Origin of the sequence: Mucilaginibacter sp. UYP27, assembly GCF_040547175.1 — a bacterium.
Taxonomy (GTDB): Bacteria; Bacteroidota; Bacteroidia; order Sphingobacteriales; family Sphingobacteriaceae; genus Mucilaginibacter.
Map to the genome: position 1 here is coordinate 400582 of NZ_JBEPPE010000002.1, position 23778 is coordinate 424359.

The following is a 23778-nucleotide window of genomic DNA, read 5'->3' on the forward strand; positions in this document are numbered from 1 at the left end:
GTAATATGCCTAAAGCTAAAACGAACAAACCGGCGGCTAAGCCTTACAAGCAAATTGCATTTTTTTGCAGTATTGTAATTGCGGGCATCGTTATTTATGCATCGTGCAAAAGCAAAAAAAGCGGCGATGGTATTTTTAAGTTGCTGCCTGCAAGCCAAACCAACATTAGTTTTGTAAACAAAAACATCGATACAGATTCTGTTAACATACTGGATTACTTGTATTTTTATAATGGTGCCGGCGTAGCATCTGCCGATTTTAATAACGATGGGCTACAAGATATATACTTTGTATCTAATCAAGGCCCGAATAAACTCTATCTAAACAAAGGCGATTTAAAGTTTGAGGATATTACTGCCCAGGCGGGTGTTGCAGGCACCGGTAACTGGAAAACCGGGGTAACCGTGGTAGATATTAATGGCGACGGGTTTAAAGATATTTACGTATGTGTGGTGTCAAACTTTAAAGGGTTTAAAGGCAAAAACCAGCTTTATATCAACAATGGCAACCTTACCTTTACCGAATCGGCCGCTAAATACGGTTTAGATTTTTCGGGCTTTTCCACACAGGCTGCCTTTACCGATTATGATAAAGATGGTGACCTGGATATGTTCCTGCTAACCTCATCGGTACATAGCAATGAAAACTACGGCGATTCTATCCTTCGGTTTAAAACCAACCATGATGCCGGCGACCACCTTTTCAGAAACGATAATAATAGCTTTACGGATGTAACGCCGGGTTCGGGTATTTATTCGGCGCCAATTGGCTATGGTTTGGGCATTAGCGTGGGCGATTTGAATAACGATGGCTGGGATGATATTTACGTTAGTAATGATTTTTTTGAGCAAGATTATTACTACATCAACCAAAAGAACGGAACTTTTAAAGAGCAGCTGAAAAATGCGTTTGGGCATACCAGCATGTTCTCGATGGGTAATACTATAAACGACGTTAACAAGGACGGTTACCTGGATGTAATAACTACAGATATGTTGCCCGAGGATATACTGGCGCTTAAATCTACCATTACCGATGAGCCGCTTGATATATACAACCAAAAGGTAAACGAGGGCTTCCATTACCAGTATTCGAAAAATTGCCTGCAGTTAAATGTGGGTAATGGCAGCAAATTCATTGATATAAGCCTGTATTCAGGCGTATCGGCTACAGACTGGACATGGTCGCCCCTGGTGCAGGATTTTGATATGGATGGCCACAAGGATATGTTTTTTTCTAACGGCATAAAAAAGCGTCTTAACGATATGGATTACCTGAAATATCTTGGCGACCCTAACGTAATCAAAGATTTTAAAACCAGCCGTTTTTTCGACCACGAAAAAATAAACCTAATGCCCGATGCCAAGGTGCATAATTACCTTTACCAAGGAAGCGAAGAGCTTAAATTTAATGATATATCTGAAGGGAACGATATGCAGAATGGTTCGATATCAGCAGGTTCGGTAGCGGTAGATCTGGATAACGATGGCGATTTGGAACTTGTTACCAATAATATGGATGAGCCCGCTTTTATCTATCAGAACATGACGATGGAGAACAGCAAACGCAAAAAGCCCGGTTATTTGAATGTCTCGGTAAAGTTTAGCCTTGCAAACCCGGATGGTATTGGTACTAAATTGTTTTTACGTACAACCAAAGGGATAGATCATGAAGAGATTCAGACGAGCACCGCTTACGAAAGTACACAAGGTAATAATGTAACGTTTACCTACTCGCCGGATGATAAACCGGTAGAGTTAATGGTGCTTTGGCCCGATAATTCTTACCAGTTTATAAAAGATTTTAGCCCTGATAAAAAAACTGTAATTACCTACGCCGAAAATAAAACGCAAAAGGCCATAGATGTATCAAGTTTGATAAGCAGTTATCTTAATAATGATAAGCAATTTGCTTACGCGGATGTTAGGGCTGACGTGTTAGCAACCATACAACCCTACGAAACACCCGACTTTAACTATTACGGCTTATTGCCCCATGCTTACTTGCGCCACACGCCCGGCATTGCTGTTGCAGACGTTAATAAAGATGGTTTTGATGATGTTTACGTTGGCGGCGTAGCAGGGGAAGAGAAATACATTTTAGCGGGAAGCCAAAACGGCTCATTTAGAAAAGTAGCCGTCGATGCATTTTCCCCCTTCAAAACCCAGGGCGATACAGAGACGCAATGGGCCGATGTAAATAATGACGGCCTGCCCGATCTTATTGTACTTAGCGCCAACAATCCATTTATCGAAATGGAAAAAAGCACCCCGCCGCGCCTTTACATAAACAAAGGTAACTTTAAATTCGAGTATAAAGCTTTGCCTAAAATAAACACGCTTGTATCAAAAATTTTAGTTTATGATTTTAACAGCGATGGTTTAAAAGACCTGTTTTTGGGCAGCGGCATGCAATTTGGAAATTATACGGCCCCGGCAAAATCACAGGTTATGCTGAACGCCGGCAACGGTAAATTTACAGTAGCCGCAAATAGCCGCTACGCCGATCTTACGGCGATAAAATACATCAGTAGTATCTCCACTGCGGATATCGACCATAACGGCACCGATGATATTATCATCAGCGCCGAATGGCAGCCTCTTCAAATATTGCTGAACAAGAATAAAAAGCTGGTTAAGTTGTCGTCGCCGGTGATTGATAACGACAAAGGCTGGTGGCAATCGGCATTGGTAACCGATTTGGATGGCGATGGTAAAGCTGACCTTGTTGCCGGTAATTGGGGCCTAAACAATAAGCTTAACGTAAATGCCAAACAGCCACTTTATGCCTATAATAACGATGTAGATAAGGATGGAAAAAAAGACTTCATTTTGTCTTACTTCTATAAAAACAACTACTACCCGTTTTTACCGAAAAACGACCTCGAACAGGAACTTCCTTACCTAAAAAAGGAGTGGCTCAGCTACAAAAAAATGGCCGATAAAACCACCGGCGAAATCTTTAAAGATAAGCTTACGGAAGACGATCGCTTAGAAGCCAACCGTTTTGAGAGCGTGTTTATAAGCGATATTTTGAATGCAAAAGCGGTTACACCACTACCTTATCTGTATCAGCAAGCACCCATCAGATTTGTTAGTGCATTAAATAAACAAGGGGATTTACTAATTAACGGTAACTTTTGGGGTGTTGTACCTTACGAGGGTAAATATGACGCTTTGGGTTTGGTTACCGCACATTATGATAAAAGCACTAAACAGTTTTCGCCGCCGCAATATTGGCTAAACCCCTTGCTTAACTCTCAGGAAATAACTGCCTTACAATCTATAAAGGTTTCAGGGGCTGATGCCTTTATTGTTACCACTTATAATGGTAAGCTAATATTGGTTACGAAATAGCCGTATTTAATAACTTGGATAATAGATCTTAGTTACCCACTTTGCGGAGTCTGGTTCTCTAAGCCTGTTGGTAAGTAGCGAGCCATAAGGCATAGCAGGTGATTTTAGGCCCTTGTTTTCCTGGAATTTTTTAAGCTGGTTAAAGGCTATTTCAACGGTATGAAAACCGCCCTTAACTTGTGTAGTGAGCAAGTTGCCTCCTTTAGGTAGTTTGTTAATTACGGAACCTTTTGAAGGCGTTATCAATTTATTAATAGGTATGGCAACCATAACCTGGTACCCATTATCCACCTGGTGAATATTTACCATAGGTGAATCTAACTCCATGGCGTTTTGACCGCTTACCTGCGTTTTTAAATCGGCAATAGCGGCGTAAATTATTTTTACTGATGGGTAAGACGTTGTATTGGTAGTGGTAGCTATCACTATCGGAAATTTTATCTTTTCGGCAGCAACCGTAATGCCATATATATTGCTGTCCTGTTGCATGAATTGTTTAAAGCGGCTAAGGATGCTGTCGATATTTTTGGTTTCCTGTTTGATCTTCAAATATCCGGTTACCCTGCTGATGGGGTTAAGCTCGCTCATTGTTTGGGTAACCCAGGTAACTTTACAAACCTCATCGCTGCTTGCCAGGTAGGAGATATTGCCGGTCAGGTTAATGCCTTTGGGGTCTATTATTACATCAATGCCGGAGTTAGTGTTTTTTTGCAGCAGAAATTCAATACCATTATAAGTAAACAGATCTGGGTTTGAAGCGCTGTGTTTTCCCGGCCACCATTTATCCCATGGCTTTTTATTTACCAGGAATTTAGCCACGTTAACATCTGTCGCATCAATCTGAACAATGTGGGTAGTTTTTATTTTTTGTGGGATAATAAAGTAAATGCTGATGAAGGCCAGGAGAAGGATGCAAAAGGATATCAGGAACGGTTTTTTCATAAGAAGTAACGAAATATTTTGTCGTGGAGCAAAACTAATTTGACCCTTTTATTGGTGTAAAAGTAATTATTTAGATGGGTTAAAATCAAACAATTTATGTAATGGGCTATTAGCTAAAAAACCTTATATTAGCCTGTTATCCAACAAAAGCCAATAGATATTTGATGCTTATAGAGCATCGTTTTTCTTAAACCAAATTATAATATGAACCGTTTCCTGTTTTTGATTGCAGGTGTAATTTTAATGTTTACATCCTGCAAGAAAGCCGACTACCAAAAGGTTACCCACGACCCCGAACTTTACCGGTCCACCGTAAAAAGACTGAACGATATAGTATTGGAAAATAACTTTCCGCCGGTGATAGCATCCCGGAATTATGTTTACGCAAACATAGCCGCTTACGAAGTTATCGCCGCCGGCGATCCAACGCATTACCGCTCATTAGCCGGGCAAATAAAGCACCTGCCAAAGGCGCCGCAGCCCGAAAGAGGTAGGGAGATTGATTTTCAGTTCGCATCATTGTTGTCTTTTTGTTTTGTAGGTAACGCGGTTACCTTTCCCGAAGGGAGCATGTCTGTTTATGTTGATGAACTGAAACAGAAAGCCAAAGACGCCGGTATGCCGTCGGATGTATTTGAAAACTCTGTTGCTTACTCAGATAGTGTTGCTAAACATATCATGAAATGGAGCAAAAAAGACCATTACGCCCAAACCCGCTCGGCAAGTAAATATACTGTTACCCGCAAGGATGGCCGCTGGATCCCTACGCCGCCAATGTATGCCCAGGCGCTTGAGCCGCACTGGGGTGAGATCCGCACCTTGGTGTTAGATTCAGCTTCGCAGATCCCTGCACCTGAGGCACCTGCTTATAATATGACGGATAAAACCGGTGTGTTTTACAAAGCCGTTATGGAAGTTAAAACCCTTGGCGACAGCCTAACTACCGACCAAAAACACATGGCCGATTTTTGGGATGATAATGCTTTTAAAATGAATGTTATCGGCCATGCGTCATTTGCTACCAAAAAATTTGGCCCCGCAGGCCATTGGATGAACATTGCCGGTATTGGCTCAAAAATGACGAAAGCCGACTTTGGCACAACGGTAGCAGCTTATACGCAATCTTCGATAGCCTTATTTGATGCCTTTATAAACTGCTGGTATGTAAAATATAAATCAAATAGCGTGCGCCCCGAAACGGTAATAACAAAACTGATTGACCCCGATTGGAGGCCACGCATCCAAACGCCGCCATTCCCGGAATATATAAGCGGGCATGCCGTAATATCTGCCGCCGCTGCCGAAGTACTTACCCATGCCTTTGGCGATAATTTGCCATATACCGATGCATCAGAATCTGAATTTGACATACCCGAGCGCAAGTTCCCGTCTTTTAGGGGCGCTGCGCAAGAGGCTGGTTTGTCGCGAGTTTATGGTGGCATCCATTACAAAAATGCCTGTGTTATCGGTAATATGTCGGGCCGTAAAATTGGCGCTCTGGTGGTCGAAAAATTAAAATTAAAGATCAAGTAAATTGCTTTTATGAGAAAATTAGCTTTCCTCGTTATAGTATTTAGCACTATTGCTGTTGGCGTGCAGGCACAAAGCCCATGGGTAATTAAAGCCGATAAAATAGACCCCAACAACTATTACGGCATAACCGTAGCTAATGGGATGATCGGTATCGTATCATCGCCCGAGCCTTTTAAAGTGAAGAATGTGGTGCTTGCAGGAGCGTATGACTTATATGGACGTGGCCGGGTAAGCAACTTTTTGAACAGTTTTAACCTCCTTAATATGTACCTGGAAGTTGACGGTAAACGCCTTGATGCCAAAATGGTAAGTAATATGAAACAGGAATTGGATATGCAGCATGCCGCCATGACAACCACGTTTGATTATGGCGACAAGGCGAGTATCAAATACACCTATTATTCATTGCGGCAATTGCCATTTACCGTTTTGATGGATGTTGCCATCACCGCTAAAAAGAACATCAACATCACAGCCGCCAGCGTTATGGAGGCGCCCGATGCCTTGAAGGAAGTACAGAATTATTACAACGAGATTGACAGGCCGCATGTAACCATTAGCCTGCTTACATCAACCGCAAAATCGCCTACGGGCAAGTTACAGTTGTGTGCATCAACTTCGTTTTTGTTTAACGAAGAGCATGGCAAGGAGCCGCGCGTTATCCACGAAATGTGGGACAATAACATGCACCTGATGAAGTTTAGCCGCGCTATCGGTGCAGGCCAAACGTACAAATATGGGGTAACAGGGTCGTCCATAACATCAGCACACCACGCCGACCCGTTGAACGAGGCGGAACGTTTAACCATTTTTGCCAAATTGGAGGGCCACGATAGGCTGATCCAGTTCCATAACAAGGCTTGGGACGAACTTTGGAAAAGCGACATCCAGATAGAAGGCGATGCACAGGCGCAGCAGGATGTTCACAGCATGTTATATCACCTGTATTCGTTCTCGCGTGCAGGCACGGCATTATCTCCATCGCCAATGGGCTTATCCGGTTTGGGTTACAACGGCCATGTGTTTTGGGATACCGATCTATGGATGTTCCCGGCGATGCTGATGATGCACCCGGAGATAGCAAGATCCATGGTGGAGTACCGTTTTGAAAGATTAGAGAACGCCCGGAAAAACGCTTTCTCGCATGGTTATAAAGGGGCGATGTTCCCTTGGGAGAGTGCCGATAGCGGCGTGGAAGAAACACCGGTTTGGGCATTAAGCGGCCCGTTTGAACACCACATAAGTGCCGATGTTGCCAACGCTGCCTGGGCTTATTACTGCGTAACGCAGGATAAGCAATGGCTGCGCGAAAGGGGCTGGCCGATCTTATCGGCAACTGCCGATTTTTGGGCGAGCAGGGTGGAGCGCAACGGCGCCGGCCATTATGACATTAAGAATGTAGTTGCTGCCGATGAGTGGGCAGAAAATATTGATAACAACGCATTCACCAATGCCGCCGCGAAGTCTAATTTGATGAATGCTACCGCCGCCGCGCAGATCTTGGGCATACAAGCCGATAGCGATTGGGTGAATGTTGCCAACAATATCCCAATCTTAAAAATGGCAAACGGCGTAACGCAGGAGCATGCGCAGTACAAAGGCGAAGGTATCAAGCAAGCTGATGTGAACCTGTTAGCTTATCCGCTTAAAACTATTACCGACCCGGTACAGATAAGAAAAGACCTGGAGTACTATGAAACCCGCGTACCAAACGAAGGTACCCCGGCCATGACGCAGGGCGTATTTGCCCTTCTTTACGCCCGCCTTGGCGATGGACAAAAAGCGTACAAATGGTTTAAGGAAGCGTACGAGCCAAACCTAAACCCGCCGTTTCGTGTGATAGCGGAAACCAAAGGCGGTACCAACCCTTACTTTGCAACGGGCGCGGGCGGTATTATCCAGGCCATGCTCATGGGTTTTGGAGGATTGGATATTACACCAACCGGCATCGTGCAAATAAAAAGCAAGCTGCCTGCCAATTGGAAATCAATAAAAATAACCGGGGTAGGAACGAATAAGGCGACCTACACGGTGAAATAACATCACCCCCGAATACACTGTGGAGACGCGATACCTCGCGTCTCTTTTTGTTTAAACGGACTAACAAATTTTGATTTTAAGGGTTAAACAAGCATGAGCAAAGCCGCAAACATTACTAACCTTTCCATAATTGACACAGATCGCGTGATGGAAATGGCATGGGAAGACCGTACGCCATTTGATGCTATAAAAGCGCAATTTGGCTTGAGCGAACAAAATGTAATAGACGTGATGCGCAGGCAAATGAAATTATCCAGTTTTAAAATGTGGCGGGCAAGGGTGCAGGGCAGGCAAACTAAACATGCAAAATTACAGGTTGACGGTACTGATAGGTTTAAATGTAATTTACAACGGCAGATAACGCTGAATAAGATAAGCAAGCGGTAAATTATGAGATAATAATTTTACAACAACTCGTTTTATTCTTTCTCTTTCTTCTCTTGAGCTTCTTCTATATCGTCTTCATCGGCCGTTAACGGTTGCTGATGGTTATAGGCATCAGCATCCAGTTGGATGTCCAAAAAAAATCGGAAAGTGGTCTGACCCGTAATTAGATAAGCGTTTTATTTTGTTTAGTTTAAAATGCCTTGAAATAAAAGCATGATCTAATGGAAAGCGCACAAAAAAATAATGCGCATGAAACGAATTGAAAAAGCCACGGCCACGCCTCCGATCAAGCAATCCGCTCAAAAAACCGGAATTTTTAATTTGATTGCTATGTTTAAGGCACAATGTTAAATTATTTGGTGCACCAATTTATATAGCATTGGTAACGCATATAATACAGGTTTAAATTACCCGCACCGATTGTTATTTTATAAATTGCCTTATGAAATGTTTTAGTCTGCTTAGCATCTTTTTTATCGCCTTTTCGGCATCTGCACAAACTACCGTAAAGCAGGATGCGGGCATCAAACAAATGGTAGAAGAGGTGTCTTCTAAAAAAATCGAAGCTATTGTACATAAACTGGTGAGCTTTAAAACCCGCCATACACTAAGCGATACGGTTAGTAAAACCGAGGGCGTTGGCGCTGCCCGTAACTGGATCAAAGCCGAATATGAAAAATATGCTGCCCCCTCAAACGGGCGCATGAAGGTACAGTTTGATGAGTTTATCCAGCCACAGGGTAATCGGATTGACAGGCCCACGCCCATGAAGAACATTTTGGCGATCTTAAAAGGGACTGATACTGCTAATAAACGTATTTACATCGTATCCGGCCATTACGATTCAAGGGTGACAAATGTGATGAATGTAAAATCATTTGCTCCCGGCGCGGTCGACGATGCATCTGGCACGGCGGTTTCTATGGAACTTGCACGGGTGATGGCTAAACGGTCGTTCCCGGCAACCATCATATTTATGGCCGTGGTGGGCGAGGAGCAGGGGCTGTATGGCTCTACCAATGTTGCTAAACGCGCTAAGGCCGGGGGCTGGCAGATTGATGCCATGTTGAATAATGATATAGTAGGTAATACCTATGGCATGGAAACCGGCCTGAAAGATAACCGCAGCGTACGCGTATTTAGCGAAGGGGTACCTGCCGCCGAGACTGATAAGCAGGCCGCAATTCGGAATTCAGTAGGGGGAGAAAATGATAGCCCTGCGAGAGAACTGGCCCGTTACACCAAGGAAGTAGCCGAGCGTTATGTAGAACAACTGGATGTAAAACTCATTTACCGCCGCGACCGTTACCTGCGTGGCGGCGACCATACACCATTCTCGCAACAAGGTTATACCGCCATCCGGATCACCGAAATGAACGAGGATTTTAACCGCCAGCACCAGGATATCCGAAAAGAAAACGGTGTAGACTACGGCGACCTGCCAGATTTTGCCGATTACGATTACACCCAAAAAGTTGCCCGCATGAACCTATCCGTACTGGCAAACCTTGCCCTCGCGCCGGCATCGCCACAAAATGTAGGGATTATCACCAGTGGTCTTACCAATAAAACGCAATTGAAATGGGATGCCCCAAAAGGCAAATCCCCGGCGGGTTATTACGTGCTGATGCGCGAAACCATCAGCCCGTATTGGGAAAAGAAATTTTGGTTTACAGGCACAACTGCCAACATCGGCTACTCAAAAGATAACTATTTATTTGCTGTGCAAGCCGTGGATGCAGATGGGCACGAAAGTTTGCCGGTGTTTCCTAAGCCGGTGAGATAGAAAACAGATAGTGGTCAGTTATTCTCCCTGCTGCTCCTCATAATGATACCTGTTCATCAACTTTAATAATACCCCGTTCGTCCACCCGAAACCATCCTGGAGTGGATATTCGCCGCCGCCTGCTGTTAGACTGGTATCAACTACGTTGTACTTTTCTAACAGCTTGCCGGTCTTCTTAAATACGCGGATGTTTAGCTGCAGCCAGCGGGTGGCAATATCTTTAGCCAGTTCGCTGTGCCCATAGTTCTCCAACCCGTCAATAGCCATGTATTGCAGAGGAGCCCAACCGTTTGGCGCGTCCCATTGCTGGCCGCTAAAGTTTAGCGTAGTAACCAGTCCGCCCGGTTTCAGAAAATTGGCCTTTAAGCCTTCGGCTATCTTGTTTGCCTGCATAGGCGTTGCCAGCTTAAACTCCAGCGGGAAAACAGCCGCCAAAGTTTGGATTGGCGAAAATCGCTTCGCAACGAAGTTATAGTCGCCAAACCAGCCTGTTTTTTCATCCCAAAAGTATTTCAGGATGGCTTTTTTGCGGGTAGTTGCTTTGGCAGTATATGCGGTGTAAAGTTTCGTGTTGCCTTTAATTTGATAGCTGTGGGCAATAGTTAATTCAAGATTGTACAACAGGCAGTTTAGGTCTACAGGTACAAGGTTGGTAGTCTCGATAGTACCCAAGGTAGCCGCATCGCTAAACCAGCGGCTGCTAAAATCCCAGCCGCTTGCTGCTGCCGCACGCACGTTGTGGTAAAATACGGGTAAGGGTTGTTTGGTGGTTTTAGCGGCATCCACATCTTTAATATAGCTTTCCTCGCGTGGCTCGTCGCTTTCGTCCCAGTACCGGTTAAGCAGTGTGCCGTCGGCCATGCGTACGGCGCGATGAGTTGCTTTGTTATTAGCCAATGTTGCGCCGCCAAGCATCCAGTAGTTATATTCCTTTATTAATTGCGGTTGATACTTGCTGAGGATGGCCTTGCCCTCGCTTTTTGCCAGCAAATTTACCATCAATGAGAAAAATGGCGGCTGCGAACGGGTTGAGTAATAGGCACGGTTCCCGTTGGGGATAAAACCGTAAGTATCTATCAGGTAAGCAAAGTTATCTATCATGTTGCTGATCACTTTTGTTTGCTTACTTTCTTGAAGACCAAGCATCGTAAAGTAACTATCCCAGTAATAGATCTCGCGGAAACGGCCGCCCGGTACAATATAGGGGTTAGGCAAAGCCGCTAATGATGATAGCTTTGAAGTGGCATCCGGCTTGCGTTGCAGCACCTGCCAAAGGGTATCAATATGTTTACGGATGCCGTCCTCAATATTAGTTTGAAAGGCATGGGTAACGCCTGATGGTACGGTAAAATTAGCCATCACAAACGCCTTAAGGTCGAAACCTGCTTTGCCTAATTGCTCGTTATAGGCTTTCATGATCTGCGACGGCGCGTATTTCGGCGTACAGTCCACAAAGGTTTTATTATCCGGAAATATAGTAGATGATTGTACCGACTCGAACAAGCCGGGAAACAACTGGCGCGGTGTTCTTTGCTGTGCTTTCACTACAAAAGTGCAAAGCAATAAGGCTGCCACAATAAAGGTTTTTTTCATTTATAAGGGGTATTATAGGTTATAACCAGAGCCCTTAAATTTAAACTTTTAATGCAGTAAATACAAGCGGGTTATAGCGGCGGCGATACTTAGTTTTCGCTGTTTTTAAGCTGATCGAGCTTTAGGATTTTGCGCACCGCCAAAAATATGAGGTAAACCAAAAATGGTGCGGCAACAACGTCAATAGTGTAGTGGATGTGTTGAACAAGCAACAACACCATCACTGCTATGATGGCTATAAAGCCCATTACCTTGTCGCTACGTTTTTCCAAACATAAAAATATCAGCACCATAGTTGAGGTATGCCCCGAGAAGAACAAATCGCGTGTAATAACTGTGTTTCCGTAAAAAACGTTGGTAAGTGGGTCTAACAGGTGAATAAGGCCAACGGGAGGGTCAAGCGGTATGAGATATATGGTTAGCATGCGGGCAAGGTTGATGAATATCAGCGTCCACACGTAGTTGATGTATATAACCGGGTTGTAGAGTGCACGCGCGAATGTCAGCGCAGCCATGCCCCAAATAATAGTAAATATGATTATGGATACATCATGGGCGGGTATATTAGCCAAAACCCAATCGCTAAGTAAAACACCTTGTCGTTTTTGTATATAGTTAAAAAATATGGGCATGCCCGATAGCATGATAGCCACAATGAATGAGCCTATTAATAATTTATCACGTTTTTTAGGTGATTGCAGGGCAGTAGTCCAGGCTTGTTTTACAGAAGGTTTACCTAATTCCGTCACTATACACATTAATTAAAGGAGCGCAAATTTACGAAAACCCCCTATATTAAATAAGGGTTAGTTGAATATTACATTTTCGTTAGAATAGACGGAGTTGATAAACAATTGTTACTAAAGTTATTACTAATTGTTGTTTTTATTTGAATAATTTTAATGAGTATATTAAGGCGTTGTAAAACTCATAAAACTAAAGCCTTTGGAAAACATCAACGCCAAACAACTGAAACGGGTATTAAAGCCCATCCATCTTTGGGCAATTGCGGTAGGGCTGGTTATATCCGGCGAGTATTTTGGCTGGAACCTTGGCTGGGCGGTATCCGGTACCATCGGTTTCCTGATCGCCACATTGGTGGTTACGCTGATGTACATCACCTTTATTTTTAGTTATACCGAATTAACCAGCGCCATACCACATGCCGGCGGTGCTTTCGCCTATGCCTACAGGGCTATGGGGCCTTTTGGCGGGTTAATAGCCGGCTATGCTACACTTATAGATTTTTTGCTTGCTACACCTGCTATCGCGTTTTCATTAGGGGCATACCTGCATTTTTTGCATCCGCAGATAGGGGTTTTGCCATCGGCGCTGGTATTCAACGTGGTGTTTATTCTGCTCAATATTTCGGGGGTGAAGGAATCGGCAACCTTCTCGGTTTTCATAACCATTTTGGCCGTGGGCGAGCTTTTGCTTTTTATGGGTGTGGTTGCACCATCCTTTAAAATGGATAATTATTTAGCCAACCCAATGCCTTTTGGCTGGAGCGGTGTGTTTGCTGCCCTGCCCTTTGCAGTATGGTTTTACCTGGCGATAGAGGGCGTTGCTATGGTTGCCGAAGAAGTAAGAGACCCCAAACGCAACATCCCGAGGGGGTATATTTCGGCATTAATAACCCTTGTGTTTTTAGCATTGGGGGTAATGATATTAACCGGCGGCGTTACCGACTGGCGCAAACTTAGCAACCTTGATTACCCGCTGCCCGAAGCCATTGGTATCGTATTAGGTAAGGCAAACGGACTCACAAAAGTGTTTGCCAGTATAGGCTTATTCGGGCTTATCGCATCTATCCATGGTACCATACTGGCATCATCAAGGCAGGTATTCGCGATGGCCCGGAGCGGTTATTTGCCGCGTGGCCTGGCATCCGTTAATAAAAAATTTAAAACACCGCACTGGGCTATTGTGTCCGGAGGGGCTATCAGCTTTATTGCATTGTTTACCGGCACAACCGGGCAAATTATCATTTTATCGGTTATGGGGGCAGTAGTGATGTATATGATGAGCATGATAAGCCTGTTCATTCTTCGTAAAAAAGAGCCCCGTATGGAGCGGCCTTTCGCTGCCATATTTTACCCCGTGTTCCCGGCTATTGCATTGGTTATCTCTACCATTTGTATGTTTGCCATAATGTATTACAACTTTATGTTGAGTATGATCTTCTTCGCCGGGCTTGCTATTGCAATTGCTATTTTTATGCTAATGGGGAAACATAAAGTGCGGATAATGGACGATGAGCTGATGGAAAAAGCGTTGGAGCAGCCGGTTATTCCAACCTCAAAATAAATCTTTAAAAAACATTCTTGGGGCAAAGCAACCATCCTGTAAATGTGGGCGTAATCATATTAAACACTAAAACCATTTAATATGAAAAAGTACATCTTAGGGATCTCGTTGATGATAGCGGTTGTGATTATGGGTATTGCGGCTTGTTCAAAATCAAGCAGCAGCAACCCAACCCCCGAAACACCAACCAACCCATCAAAACCGGCTACAGGCGCTACAGTAAGCATTTCGGGTTTCGCCTTTTCCCCTGCAAGTGTAACTATTAAGGCCGGCGAGGCAGTAAAATGGACAAATTCTGATACTGCACCACACACAGCGACAGATGTTGCCGGTTCATTTGACAGCGGAACACTAAATCAGGCAGGTTCGTTTACACACACATTTGCAACGGCAGGTACTTACACCTACAAATGCGTTATCCATTCTACAATGGCTACGGCAACCGTTGTGGTACAATAATTAATTGTTGTGAGTAATTGATAGGTGAGCATTTGCTGTGGATAGGGTTGGTGAGGATTTTTATTCATCACGGCGGTGCTCACTCTTTTTTCTCTGTGTTGCAGCACTGCATTACCCTTGCCAATGTTAAGCTTTTATTAAAACAGGCTATTATTGCCGGTTTTTACGTCGAAGAATTTATCTTAGTAAAAACTAAAGCAATATGCCATATCAGCATACCGTACAAGGGAAGGTTTACGGGTTTGATAACCTGCGGGTATTGCTGGCAAAAGCCTCGCCGTTCCGTACAGGGGATGCGCTGGCGAAATTAAGTGCGGAAACCTACGAAGAACGCGTTGCCGCCCAGATAGCACTTGCGGATGTCCCCCTCAAGGCTTTCCTGACCGAGGCCGTTATCCCTTATGAAGACGATGACGTTACCCGCCTTATTATAGATACTCATGATTCCTTAGCTTTCCAATCCATAAGCCATTTAACCGTTGGCGAACTTCGCGACTGGCTCCTGAAAGACAAAACAGACACCCCTGTGCTAAAAAGCATCGAAGATGCCATAACGCCCGAAATGGCTGCCGCGGTATCTAAAATAATGCGCAACCAGGATCTGATAGCGGTAGCAAAAAAATGCGAAGTGGTTACCCGGTTCCGCAATACCATAGGCTTAAAGGGGCATTTTGCTACCCGCTTACAACCTAACCATCCAACAGATGATCCGCGAGGTATTGCCGCCAGTTTGATAGAAGGGCTGTTGTATGGCAGCGGCGATGCGGTAATTGGAATTAACCCCGCTACAGATAGTCCCCAGGCGGTAATGCAGATCTTAACCTTGGTTGATAACCTGCGGCAGCAGTTTGAGATCCCTACTCAAAGCTGTGTGCTAAGCCATATCACCACCACAATAGAGCTTATCAATAAAAATGCGCCCGTCGATCTTTGTTTTCAATCTATCGCGGGTACGCAAAAGGCTAATACAAGTTTCGGCGTAAGTTTGTCTTTATTAGAGGAGGCTTACCTAGCAACGCTATCCTTAAACCGCGGCACGGTTGGCAATAACGTAATGTACTTTGAAACAGGTCAGGGTAGCGCGCTGTCTGCTAATGCGCATCACGGGGTAGATCAGCAAACCTGCGAGGCGAGGGCTTACGCGGTGGCAAAAAAGTTCAATCCTTTTTTGGTGAACTCGGTAGTGGGATTTATTGGGCCAGAGTATTTATACGATGGTAAACAGATCATCCGCGCAGCACTGGAGGATCACTTTTGCGCAAAACTGCTTGGCTTGCCCATGGGAATGGATATTTGCTACACCAACCACGCCGAGGCTGACCAGGACGATATGGACAACCTGCTTACCCTGCTTGGGGTTGCCGGCTGTAATTTTATTATGGGCATCCCCGGCAGCGATGATATTATGCTAAATTACCAGAGTACATCCTTCCATGATGCTTTATATCTGCGTAAAGTGCTTGGCCTTAAACCCGCGCCCGAGTTTGAACAATGGCTGATAAAACAAGGTATATTTGATGAACAAGGTAACCGATCTGCCACTGCTGCCGCAGGTTTGTTAAAAGATATGGGGAGTTTATGGATAAAATAACCAAGCCGGAACAACCCGACCCGTTAAGTTTTTTAAAGGAGTTTACCGCTGCCCGGATCGCGATTGGCGCAACGGGTAGCAGCATCCCAACCAAGCAATCGTTACAATTTAAACTGGCGCACGCCCATGCCCGCGATGCGGTTTATTCTGCTATGGATACAGAAAGTTTGGAAGATGCGCTGGCGCAATTCCATCGGCCGGTTTTGCAGTTGCATAGTATGGCTGATAGCCGTGCACATTATCTGCAGCGCCCCGATCTTGGCCGTAAACCCAGCGAAGAATCCCTTAACCGCCTTGCCGACCAAATAACCGGCGACGATATTGTAATTATTATTGCCGATGGGTTATCCGCGATTGCTATAAATAAAAACGTGCTGCCGCTTTTGCAATTGCTTATTCCGAAACTATCAGCCGCTAATTTGAAAATCGCGCCCTTGTGCCTTGTGCAGCAGGGCCGGGTAGCCATAGGCGATGATATAGCCCACGAATTACAAGCGAAGTTTTCCATTATGCTTATTGGCGAAAGGCCGGGGCTTAGCTCCTCAGATAGTATTGGCGCTTACTTAACCTATCAGCCCAAACCCGGTTTAAAGGATAACTCGCGCAATTGCATTTCAAACATCCGCCCCGGTGGGTTGGATTTTAACTCGGCTGCCAATAAGATCTTTTACCTGGTGCAGGAGAGTTTTAAGCGTAAGTTATCAGGTGTGGAATTGAAAGATAATGAGGGCTTGATAGGATTATAAATAAAATTATTGTTTCTTCATTTCCTTTTTACGCATGGGCATCGCGTCAATAATCCCGTAAAGGTTTTGAAGGGCTATAGGTTGCGAATTACGGTATTTCTCACCGCCGTCTTTGCCGGTTAATGTAACAGTAAAAAATCCTCTTATCTTATTTTTTTCGAATACAGCTGCAGTTTCGTTACTGTAGATATAGGTTTGGATAACGATATTCCTGCTGGCAAGCCCGGGCTTATCACTGTTTAATATTTTTAATTGCTGCGTGTAGGCAGCATTATCAGCACTGGTTGTATATAAAGTTAAAACACGTTTTTCATTGGTTTGAAAAAATAATACTATCGATAAGATAATTAAGCGTGTCATAAATATTGTTTATAATGTATAGAATTTAACTGAAATTGATTGTTGTATAAAACCCCAAAGTGGTACAAACTTAAAACTAAAAGGAATAATTGGCCTTTTCGGATATTTTTTTGACAACCTTTATAATAAATATACGTAATTAATTTCGAACCAATTCTTATATATGCAGAACCAGCCGATACCCGGGAATGAAATGGAACGGATCATCAGTCTGTCCGACTTCGACCTTGATTACACCAGTTTCCAGGACAATTTTAAAGACCTTGCCAAGTTAGCAGCAAAAGTTGCCGGTACCGAGATCTCGCTTATTAACCTCATAGATTCGTTTACGCAATGGACGATCACTAACCATGGGTTAGATATTGAACAGATGCCGCGCGAGGAATCTGTTTGCCAGTACACCATCGCCAGTCCCGAAGATCATTTTGAAGTGAAAGACCTAAAGGCTGACGAGCGTTTTAAAGACAGGTTTTATGTGGCAGACGACCCAAACCTGCGTTATTATTACGGCATCCCGCTAAAAACTGCTGAAGGGCATAACCTTGGCGCGCTTTGTATGCTCGATAAGGACCTCAAAACACTGTCTCCCGAAAAGGTAGAACTCTTAACGATCATCGCCGACGAAATTGTAAACCGACTGAACGCGCACCGCGTAATTACCGGCCTTAAAACCAAACTGCACGAGGCGAATGAAACTAAAAAGAAAGTGGCCCATGACATTCGCGGGCCGTTGGGCGGCATTATAGGCCTGGCGCAGGTAATAAGCGAACAGGGGCAGGAGAACGAGATTGACGAAGTGTTGGAGTTTATAAACCTGATACAGCGCAGCGGCCGCTCGTTACTGGAACTTGCCGATGAGATCCTTACCGCTGATAAACCTCAGCGCGACCTAAAAGCTGATGAGTTTAACCTCATTGTTTTTAAGGATAAACTGGAAAAGCTATACACGCCGCAAGCGGTATATAAAAAAATTAAGTTCACGGTAAACACATCCGTAAATTCATCAACCATACCATTTTCAAAAAATAAGTTGCTGCAAATAACGGGTAACCTCATCTCAAACGCTATGAAGTTTACCCCCGTTAACGGCAGTGTATCAGTAGATTTGAGCCTGAAGATAGAAGAAACCCAAAATTTGTTGCAAATAAATGTAACCGATACGGGCGTAGGCTTAAGCCAGCAAGCTATTGATACTATACTAAGCGGCAAGGCCGAATCTACAAATGGTACAGGAGGCGAGCAGGGCTACGGCTTTGGGCTGGCACTGGTAAAACACCTGGTAGATACCCTGAAAGGCAATATGCACATTTATTCGCACCCGGGTAAGGGCGCTAATTTTGAGATAGCATTGCCGCAGGTACAGTAGGCAGATTGTAGTAGGCAGTTAGCAAACTTAATTACCATGCAAACCGCACCAAGTAAAACTTTTAATACATAATTTGATGGGTGTTATAATTTGATAACTTTATATCAACCAACACACATCAAACCGTATCGAATCATGAAAAAGCAAACCTTAAGCAGGCGCCAGTTTATTGGCACCGGAGCCATCGCGGCAACCGGGGTGCTGTTCCTTTCAAAAATATCTTTTGCCAACTCGTTGCTTAACGGGTTTGCTAAGCCAAGCATGATAAACGGCGTGCAGATAGGGGTGATCACCTATTCGTTCCGCAGTATGCCGGGCACTGCCGAAGACCTGCTAAAATACTGTATAAACTGTAACATAAACGCCATTGAGTTAATGGGAGATGCCGCAGAATCCTATGCCGGCGCACCTAAGCGCGAGCAAGGCCAGAACTGGACAGCCTTTGCTCCCAAAATGGCCGAATGGCGCACAAATGCACCTATGGATAAGTTTAAGGAACTGCGCAAAATGTATAATGATGCCGGTGTAAGCATCTACGCCTGGAAACCCAATGCGCTGGGCACAAAAAATACCGACGCCGAGATTGAATACGCTTTTAATGCCGGTAAAGCGTTGGGATGCAACCATGTTACTGTCGAGCTGCCTGATAACGCCCAAACCAAACGCCTCGGCGACCTGGCTACCAAACATAAAATGATGGTAGGCTACCATGCCCACACGCAGGCCACCCCAACCCTTTGGGATGCCGCTTTGGGGCAATCGAAATATAACGGCATCAACCTGGATATTGGGCACTATGCATCGGGTACCAGCAGTAGCCCCGTTCCTTTCATTGAGAAATACCACGACCGTATTACCAGCATGCACATTAAAGATCGTAAGTTTAATAACGGGCCTAACGCGGTTTGGGGACAAGGCGATACCCCGATAAAAGAGGTTTTAGCCCTGATGAAGAAAAATAAATACAAGTTCCCGGCTACAATTGAGCTGGAATACAATATTCCCGAAGGCTCTGACGCGGTTAAAGAGGTGAAAGTGTGCCGCGCCTATGCCGCGGATGCATTAAAATAGCAAGCGTGTGCAACCTATTGATAAATATGGCGTCTATTGTATAGTCACCTTATTTAATTTATCCCAATTTCTACATTCGCTCCATGAAAAAATACATCTACCTTTTCGTTATTGCACTTATTGCCAGCAGCTGCAGTTACACCGTTTATGATATGGCTAAAGGCAGGTTAGATATAGCCCCAAAAGCAACATATAACGTTAATTACACAACAGAAATACCTGCCGGTACAACTGCTACCATCAGCTATATTGATAAGGATAATACCAGGCATGTAGAGAAAGAATACACAGGCAAATTAGATAAATCGGTAGTGTTACCCTCAGGCCAGGATGTTAAGTTAACCGTTGATGTTAATCTGCCAAAAACCACTCCGGCAAGCCAGCTGGTAACCACTATTAAAGTAGATGGCGAAGTTGTTGACACCAAAACTCAAACGGGCAAAAAAGTTTTATACAGGTTTGAGTTTAAGCTGCCATAAGTTTTTCAAATGGCAGATCTTAAAATTACAGGCGGGGCGTACATTGGCAGAAGCAGGGCCACGTGGCCGTTTGCCAAATTAACGGTAAACGACCGTTTGTTAGAACTTAATGCAGGTATTATTGGCAAATTTGTGTTTAAGCCATCGGATATCGTTACTATAAGGCCTTATGATGGATTTGCAGGATTTGTTAACGGTGTTGAGATAGTGCACACCGTACAAAGCTATAAGGAGCGCATTGTGTTCACTTCGTCAAAAGGTGTTAACGAGGTGATCAGGCTTATAAAACAAACCGGGTTTTTAGATAATAAAGATAAGCAGGGTTTAATATACGATTATGATATAGATGCTTTAAGGGCAAGCGGCACCTTCCCTCTAAAAACCCTCCCAACAGTTGTAATTGTTGTGATTTGGAACCTTTTGTTTTTTATCGATTTCACCGGGATAATGAAGGGAGAAATGCCAGCTAATTCTTTTTACTCGGGCCGTAATCTTGCAATAACGTATATGCTTGTATTGGCTTTACTGATACTTGTATTTAAGCCTCTAAGCAGTTTGATCTTAAAAGAAGGCCGTAGTGTTGGTGATATTATGCCATTTCTACTGTTCCTGATGTTTATACTTTCTATTTTGCTTGCAGGTTCATTACTGGCGCCGGTTAGTTAACTTTACCCGCACAGTGATTGATTATCATATAGAATAATTGCTAAATAGTAGAAATATGTATCCACAACTACTGGCCCACATTAAACGCCAGGTGCAGCTTAACCCGCAGGAAGAGCAGATGCTTTGCGATAGCATGGAGTTGAAAAAATACAAGAAGAAGGAAATCATCCTGGAGCCGGGCCAGCATTGCAAGGGTGAGTATTTTGTACTGAGCGGGTTGCTGCGCCAGTATTACGTTAACGCCAAGCTTAACGAACAGATTGTACAATTTGCCTTAGAGAACTGGTGGATAGCCGACCATGACAGTATTGTAAACGAATTGCCCGCAGGTACTTACATCCAAACTATCGAAGCATCAGAAATATTATTGCTGCATAACCGCGATAAAGGCCCGCTACTAGAGCAGATCCCCAAGTTGGATACCTACTTTAGGCTAACTATGCAACGGGCTTTTATAGCCTCGCAACGCCGCATAGGCTTTCTGTTCAACCAAACCGATGAGGAACGCTACAGATACTTCACCGCCATGTTCCCCGGCTTTGTACAGCGAGTGCCGCAATATATGCTGGCATCATACCTCGGTTTTACCCCACAATTTTTAAGCAGGATAAGAGCGAAGGGGTAGAGAATAGAGCCAAGAGAAAAGAATCCAGACGTAAGATTTTTATTCTAGGCTCTGGATTCTAATTTTTCTTAACCTCAGTTCATTTTTCTGAAGGGTGCTTATACGCAACTTTGTCTTAACAAAAACAAGAAGACAATGACAAGAGCAAACATTTTAACTACCCAGCCCGATGCTTACAAAGCAATAATGGCTTTAGAAAATTTCGTTATCAGCAGCGAAATAGAACCACTGCATAAAGAATTGATCAAACTTCGTTCATCACAAATTAATGGTTGTGCCTACTGTTTAGATATGCATAGCAGGGATGCCCGCAAACTTGGCGAAACCGAGCAGCGCATTTACACATTAAGCGCCTGGAGAGATACCCCGTTCTTTGACCAAAAGGAGCAGGCGATATTGGCGTTAACCGAAGAAGTTACATTGATTAATAAAAAAGGAGCGTCTGATGATACCTACAATAAGGCTACCGAACTATTGGGCGCTAAATACGTAGGCCAGGTTATTATAGCCATCATCACTATAAACGCCTGGAACAGGATAGCCATCAGCTCTCACTTCCAGCCCGCGTTGCAAAAGTAATTTCAGCCGTATTTTATGCATTGTGCTCACGATTTTACACCACGTTAAATTATTAAAAAACTGTTTATCAGCTTATTGAGTATATTTTTTCGAGCGTTCACGCGTGAACGTGAACACCAATTGCCAATAAAAAAGCCATCTGCAATTGCGGATGGCTGTTCTTAATTTATATCGGGTTTGCTTATTTAAAAGCAGATATGTGTGTTGTTTTGATGCTGAGGATAAAAGATTTACCTACGCTTATTTTGATGTTTTTGTCCTGAAGCATCTCTTTGATGGCCTCGTCCGTTTTAAGGGCCTCATACAGATCGCGGGCTACAGCCGAACCGCTGATGTTGTTGGTTACCTTGCCGTTTTCCATAGCGATGTTAAACGTATAGCCAGATTTTCCCCTGTCGCCTGCCGACTCGAAATCGGTGATGTTCAGTTTAAAACTTTGGTCTTCGTTTAAGCTCCTTTTTAAATGCAGGCGTATAACTGGGATATATTTTCTCCAGGTTGTTAAATATTTTCTTTCTTCCATGTGTGTGTGTAAAGGTAAAATAATTAATTGGTTACACTAACTATTCTACCGTTTATCTGTTACAGACAACTGCATTATGCGTAAGCTATTATATGCATAACGGATAAATGCTGATCTTATTTGAAATTAATTAAGACAAAAAACCGCCTTAAAATTAATTAAGACGGTTGCTATAAGTGTCCACGATGAGATTCGAACTCATATCGACGGCTTCGGAGGCCATAATTCTATCCATTGAACTACGCGGACAATATTTGCGCAAATATAGAATTTTTGCTGCTACTATGTGTCACAATATAAAAAGCCCGGGTGGCATGTTGCAGCAACCCGGGCTTTTTATAATATTGGGAACGTTACGGCATACCCGCACCGCCGGATGATCCATAGATCTGTCCGGTTGCGTAGCTTGCATCCGCAGCGGCTAACTGTACATAAATGGAAGCCAGTTCTGCAGGTTGGCCGGGGCGGCCCATTGGGGTTTGCCCACCAAACTGTTTTAATTTTTCTTGTGTTGCGCCACCGCTAACCTGTAATGGTGTCCAAATTGGGCCGGGGGCGACGCCGTTTACGCGGATACCTTTTGGTGCCAATTGCTTAGCCAGCGAGCGCACATAGTTAGTGGTTGCCGCTTTAGTCTGGGCGTAATCATACAGATCGCCCGATGGATCTGTAGCTTGTTCTGATGTTGTGCCGATGATAGCCGAGCCAGGTTTTAAATAGGGCAACGCTGCTTTAATGGTCCAGAAGGGGGCATAGATATTAGTCTTCATGGTCCAGTCGAATTGCTCGGTACTAATATCCAATATCGACGGGTGCGTTTGCTGGCGGCCGGCGTTGTTCACCAATATATCCAGTCCGCCTAATTGTTTAGCCGCATCGTCCACCATTCTTTTACAAAAGGCTTCGTCGCGAAGGTCACCGGGAATGGCTACCGCTTTGCGTCCTGCTGCTTTTATCAGGGCGATGACTTCACGTGCATCCGGTTCCTCTGCAGGCAGGTAATTGATGGCAACATCGGCACCTTCACGGGCATAAGCTATTGCCGCAGCACGCCCCATGCCCGAGTCGCCACCAGTTATAAGTGCTTTTCTGCCCGCCAACCTGCCTGATCCTTTGTAGCTTTTTTCGCCATGATCGGGCACAGGGTCCATTTTACCGGCCAAGCCAGGCCATGGTTGCAATTGGCCGTTAAATGGTGGCTTCGGATACTTGGTTTGTGGGTCTTCCAGCGATTGCGCTGTTTGATTAGATGAGCTAAACGCCTCTGTAGCGCCTAAAACCGGGGATACCGCAACTGCGGCAAGCCCTGCACCAAGACCGCCAATTACGGTCCTCCGGCTAATTTTTTTATCGTTATTCATAGGGTAGT

At 44.3% G+C, this 23778-nt stretch carries 22 protein-coding genes and 1 tRNA gene; 15 read left to right on the plus strand and 8 right to left on the minus strand.

From position 1 onward, the window contains the following. Positions 1-5 precede the first annotated feature (5 nt). A complete protein-coding gene (locus tag ABIB39_RS09635) occupies positions 6-3356 on the plus strand; it encodes an FG-GAP repeat domain-containing protein (protein ID WP_354429418.1) in 3351 nt (1116 codons plus the stop codon). Between the two features lie 6 nt (positions 3357-3362). On the opposite strand, the gene ABIB39_RS09640 is transcribed toward ABIB39_RS09635, so the two are convergent. After that, positions 3363-4298, minus strand: a complete 936-nt coding sequence (locus tag ABIB39_RS09640; RefSeq protein WP_354429420.1) for a GyrI-like domain-containing protein — start codon at positions 4296-4298, stop codon at positions 3363-3365. A 204-nt stretch (positions 4299-4502) separates the two neighbouring features. Between ABIB39_RS09640 and ABIB39_RS09645 the strand changes: the two genes are divergently transcribed. From ABIB39_RS09645 to ABIB39_RS09655, 3 genes are all read left to right on the plus strand, one after another. Next, on the plus strand, positions 4503-5831 hold the full coding sequence (locus ABIB39_RS09645; protein WP_354429422.1) for a vanadium-dependent haloperoxidase: 1329 nt from the start codon (positions 4503-4505) through the stop codon (positions 5829-5831). Between the two features lie 9 nt (positions 5832-5840). Further along, positions 5841-7871, plus strand: a complete 2031-nt coding sequence (locus tag ABIB39_RS09650; RefSeq protein WP_354429423.1) for a kojibiose hydrolase — start codon at positions 5841-5843, stop codon at positions 7869-7871. Between the two features lie 93 nt (positions 7872-7964). Then, the gene (locus ABIB39_RS09655) at positions 7965-8258 is read left to right on the plus strand and encodes a TIGR03643 family protein (RefSeq protein WP_354429425.1); all 294 of its coding nucleotides are present in this window, start codon (positions 7965-7967) and stop codon (positions 8256-8258) included. A gap of 111 nt (positions 8259-8369) precedes the next feature. Here ABIB39_RS09655 and ABIB39_RS09660 read toward each other — a convergent pair whose 3' ends face one another. Continuing rightward, positions 8370-8603, minus strand: a complete 234-nt coding sequence (locus ABIB39_RS09660; RefSeq protein WP_354429427.1) for an endonuclease/exonuclease/phosphatase family protein — start codon at positions 8601-8603, stop codon at positions 8370-8372. A 97-nt stretch (positions 8604-8700) separates the two neighbouring features. Here ABIB39_RS09660 and ABIB39_RS09665 point away from each other — a divergent pair, with 97 nt between their 5' ends. Beyond that, positions 8701-10044: a M28 family peptidase gene (locus tag ABIB39_RS09665; protein WP_354429429.1), complete on the plus strand. Its 1344-nt coding sequence runs from the start codon at positions 8701-8703 to the stop codon at positions 10042-10044. 18 nt (positions 10045-10062) lie between these two features. On the opposite strand, the gene treA is transcribed toward ABIB39_RS09665, so the two are convergent. Then, on the minus strand, positions 10063-11637 hold the full coding sequence (gene treA, locus ABIB39_RS09670; RefSeq protein WP_354429430.1) for an alpha,alpha-trehalase TreA: 1575 nt from the start codon (positions 11635-11637) through the stop codon (positions 10063-10065). A gap of 89 nt (positions 11638-11726) precedes the next feature. Beyond that, positions 11727-12395 carry a phosphatase PAP2-related protein gene (locus ABIB39_RS09675; protein ID WP_354429431.1) on the minus strand — a complete coding sequence of 223 codons (669 nt, stop codon included), beginning with the start codon at positions 12393-12395 and terminating at the stop codon, positions 11727-11729. A 187-nt stretch (positions 12396-12582) separates the two neighbouring features. On the opposite strand from ABIB39_RS09675, the gene eat reads away from it, so the two are divergent. The 4 genes from eat to eutC all read left to right on the plus strand — a co-directional run bounded on the left by eat (position 12583) and on the right by eutC (position 16740). Further along, entirely contained in the window at positions 12583-13944 is a 1362-nt protein-coding gene (gene eat / locus ABIB39_RS09680) for an ethanolamine permease (RefSeq protein WP_354429433.1), read from the plus strand. A gap of 81 nt (positions 13945-14025) precedes the next feature. Further along, positions 14026-14403: a plastocyanin/azurin family copper-binding protein gene (locus tag ABIB39_RS09685; RefSeq protein ID WP_354429435.1), complete on the plus strand. Its 378-nt coding sequence runs from the start codon at positions 14026-14028 to the stop codon at positions 14401-14403. A gap of 202 nt (positions 14404-14605) precedes the next feature. Further along, positions 14606-15994, plus strand: coding sequence for an ethanolamine ammonia-lyase subunit EutB (locus ABIB39_RS09690; protein ID WP_354429437.1), 1389 nt, complete (start codon positions 14606-14608; stop codon positions 15992-15994). Then, the gene (eutC, locus tag ABIB39_RS09695) at positions 15982-16740 is read left to right on the plus strand and encodes an ethanolamine ammonia-lyase subunit EutC (protein ID WP_354429439.1); all 759 of its coding nucleotides are present in this window, start codon (positions 15982-15984) and stop codon (positions 16738-16740) included. The genes ABIB39_RS09690 and eutC overlap by 13 nt, the downstream gene beginning before the upstream one ends. Positions 16741-16746: 6 nt before the next feature. On the opposite strand, the gene ABIB39_RS09700 is transcribed toward eutC, so the two are convergent. Next, complete coding sequence (locus ABIB39_RS09700) at positions 16747-17100, minus strand: DUF4174 domain-containing protein (RefSeq protein ID WP_354429440.1); 354 nt, start codon at positions 17098-17100, stop codon at positions 16747-16749. Positions 17101-17263: 163 nt separating this feature from the next. Here ABIB39_RS09700 and ABIB39_RS09705 point away from each other — a divergent pair, with 163 nt between their 5' ends. The 6 genes from ABIB39_RS09705 (at position 17264) to ABIB39_RS09730 (ending at position 21886) form a co-directional block, all read left to right on the plus strand. Then, entirely contained in the window at positions 17264-18466 is a 1203-nt protein-coding gene (locus tag ABIB39_RS09705; RefSeq protein ID WP_354429442.1) for a GAF domain-containing sensor histidine kinase, read from the plus strand. Between the two features lie 135 nt (positions 18467-18601). Further along, a complete protein-coding gene (locus ABIB39_RS09710; RefSeq protein ID WP_354429444.1) occupies positions 18602-19537 on the plus strand; it encodes a sugar phosphate isomerase/epimerase family protein in 936 nt (311 codons plus the stop codon). An 83-nt stretch (positions 19538-19620) separates the two neighbouring features. Beyond that, complete coding sequence (locus tag ABIB39_RS09715; RefSeq protein WP_354429446.1) at positions 19621-20016, plus strand: hypothetical protein; 396 nt, start codon at positions 19621-19623, stop codon at positions 20014-20016. A 9-nt stretch (positions 20017-20025) separates the two neighbouring features. Continuing rightward, complete coding sequence (locus tag ABIB39_RS09720; protein WP_354429448.1) at positions 20026-20682, plus strand: hypothetical protein; 657 nt, start codon at positions 20026-20028, stop codon at positions 20680-20682. 55 nt (positions 20683-20737) lie between these two features. Beyond that, entirely contained in the window at positions 20738-21307 is a 570-nt protein-coding gene (locus ABIB39_RS09725) for a Crp/Fnr family transcriptional regulator (RefSeq protein ID WP_354429450.1), read from the plus strand. A gap of 135 nt (positions 21308-21442) precedes the next feature. Next, a complete protein-coding gene (locus ABIB39_RS09730; protein ID WP_354429451.1) occupies positions 21443-21886 on the plus strand; it encodes a carboxymuconolactone decarboxylase family protein in 444 nt (147 codons plus the stop codon). Between the two features lie 181 nt (positions 21887-22067). Here ABIB39_RS09730 and ABIB39_RS09735 read toward each other — a convergent pair whose 3' ends face one another. The 3 genes from ABIB39_RS09735 to ABIB39_RS09745 all read right to left on the minus strand — a co-directional run bounded on the left by ABIB39_RS09735 (position 22068) and on the right by ABIB39_RS09745 (position 23770). Beyond that, positions 22068-22409, minus strand: coding sequence for a hypothetical protein (locus ABIB39_RS09735; protein ID WP_354429453.1), 342 nt, complete (start codon positions 22407-22409; stop codon positions 22068-22070). 177 nt (positions 22410-22586) lie between these two features. Then, a tRNA-Arg gene (locus ABIB39_RS09740) sits at positions 22587-22658 on the minus strand. 104 nt (positions 22659-22762) lie between these two features. Continuing rightward, positions 22763-23770, minus strand: coding sequence for an SDR family oxidoreductase (locus tag ABIB39_RS09745; RefSeq protein WP_354429454.1), 1008 nt, complete (start codon positions 23768-23770; stop codon positions 22763-22765). Positions 23771-23778 lie beyond the last annotated feature (8 nt).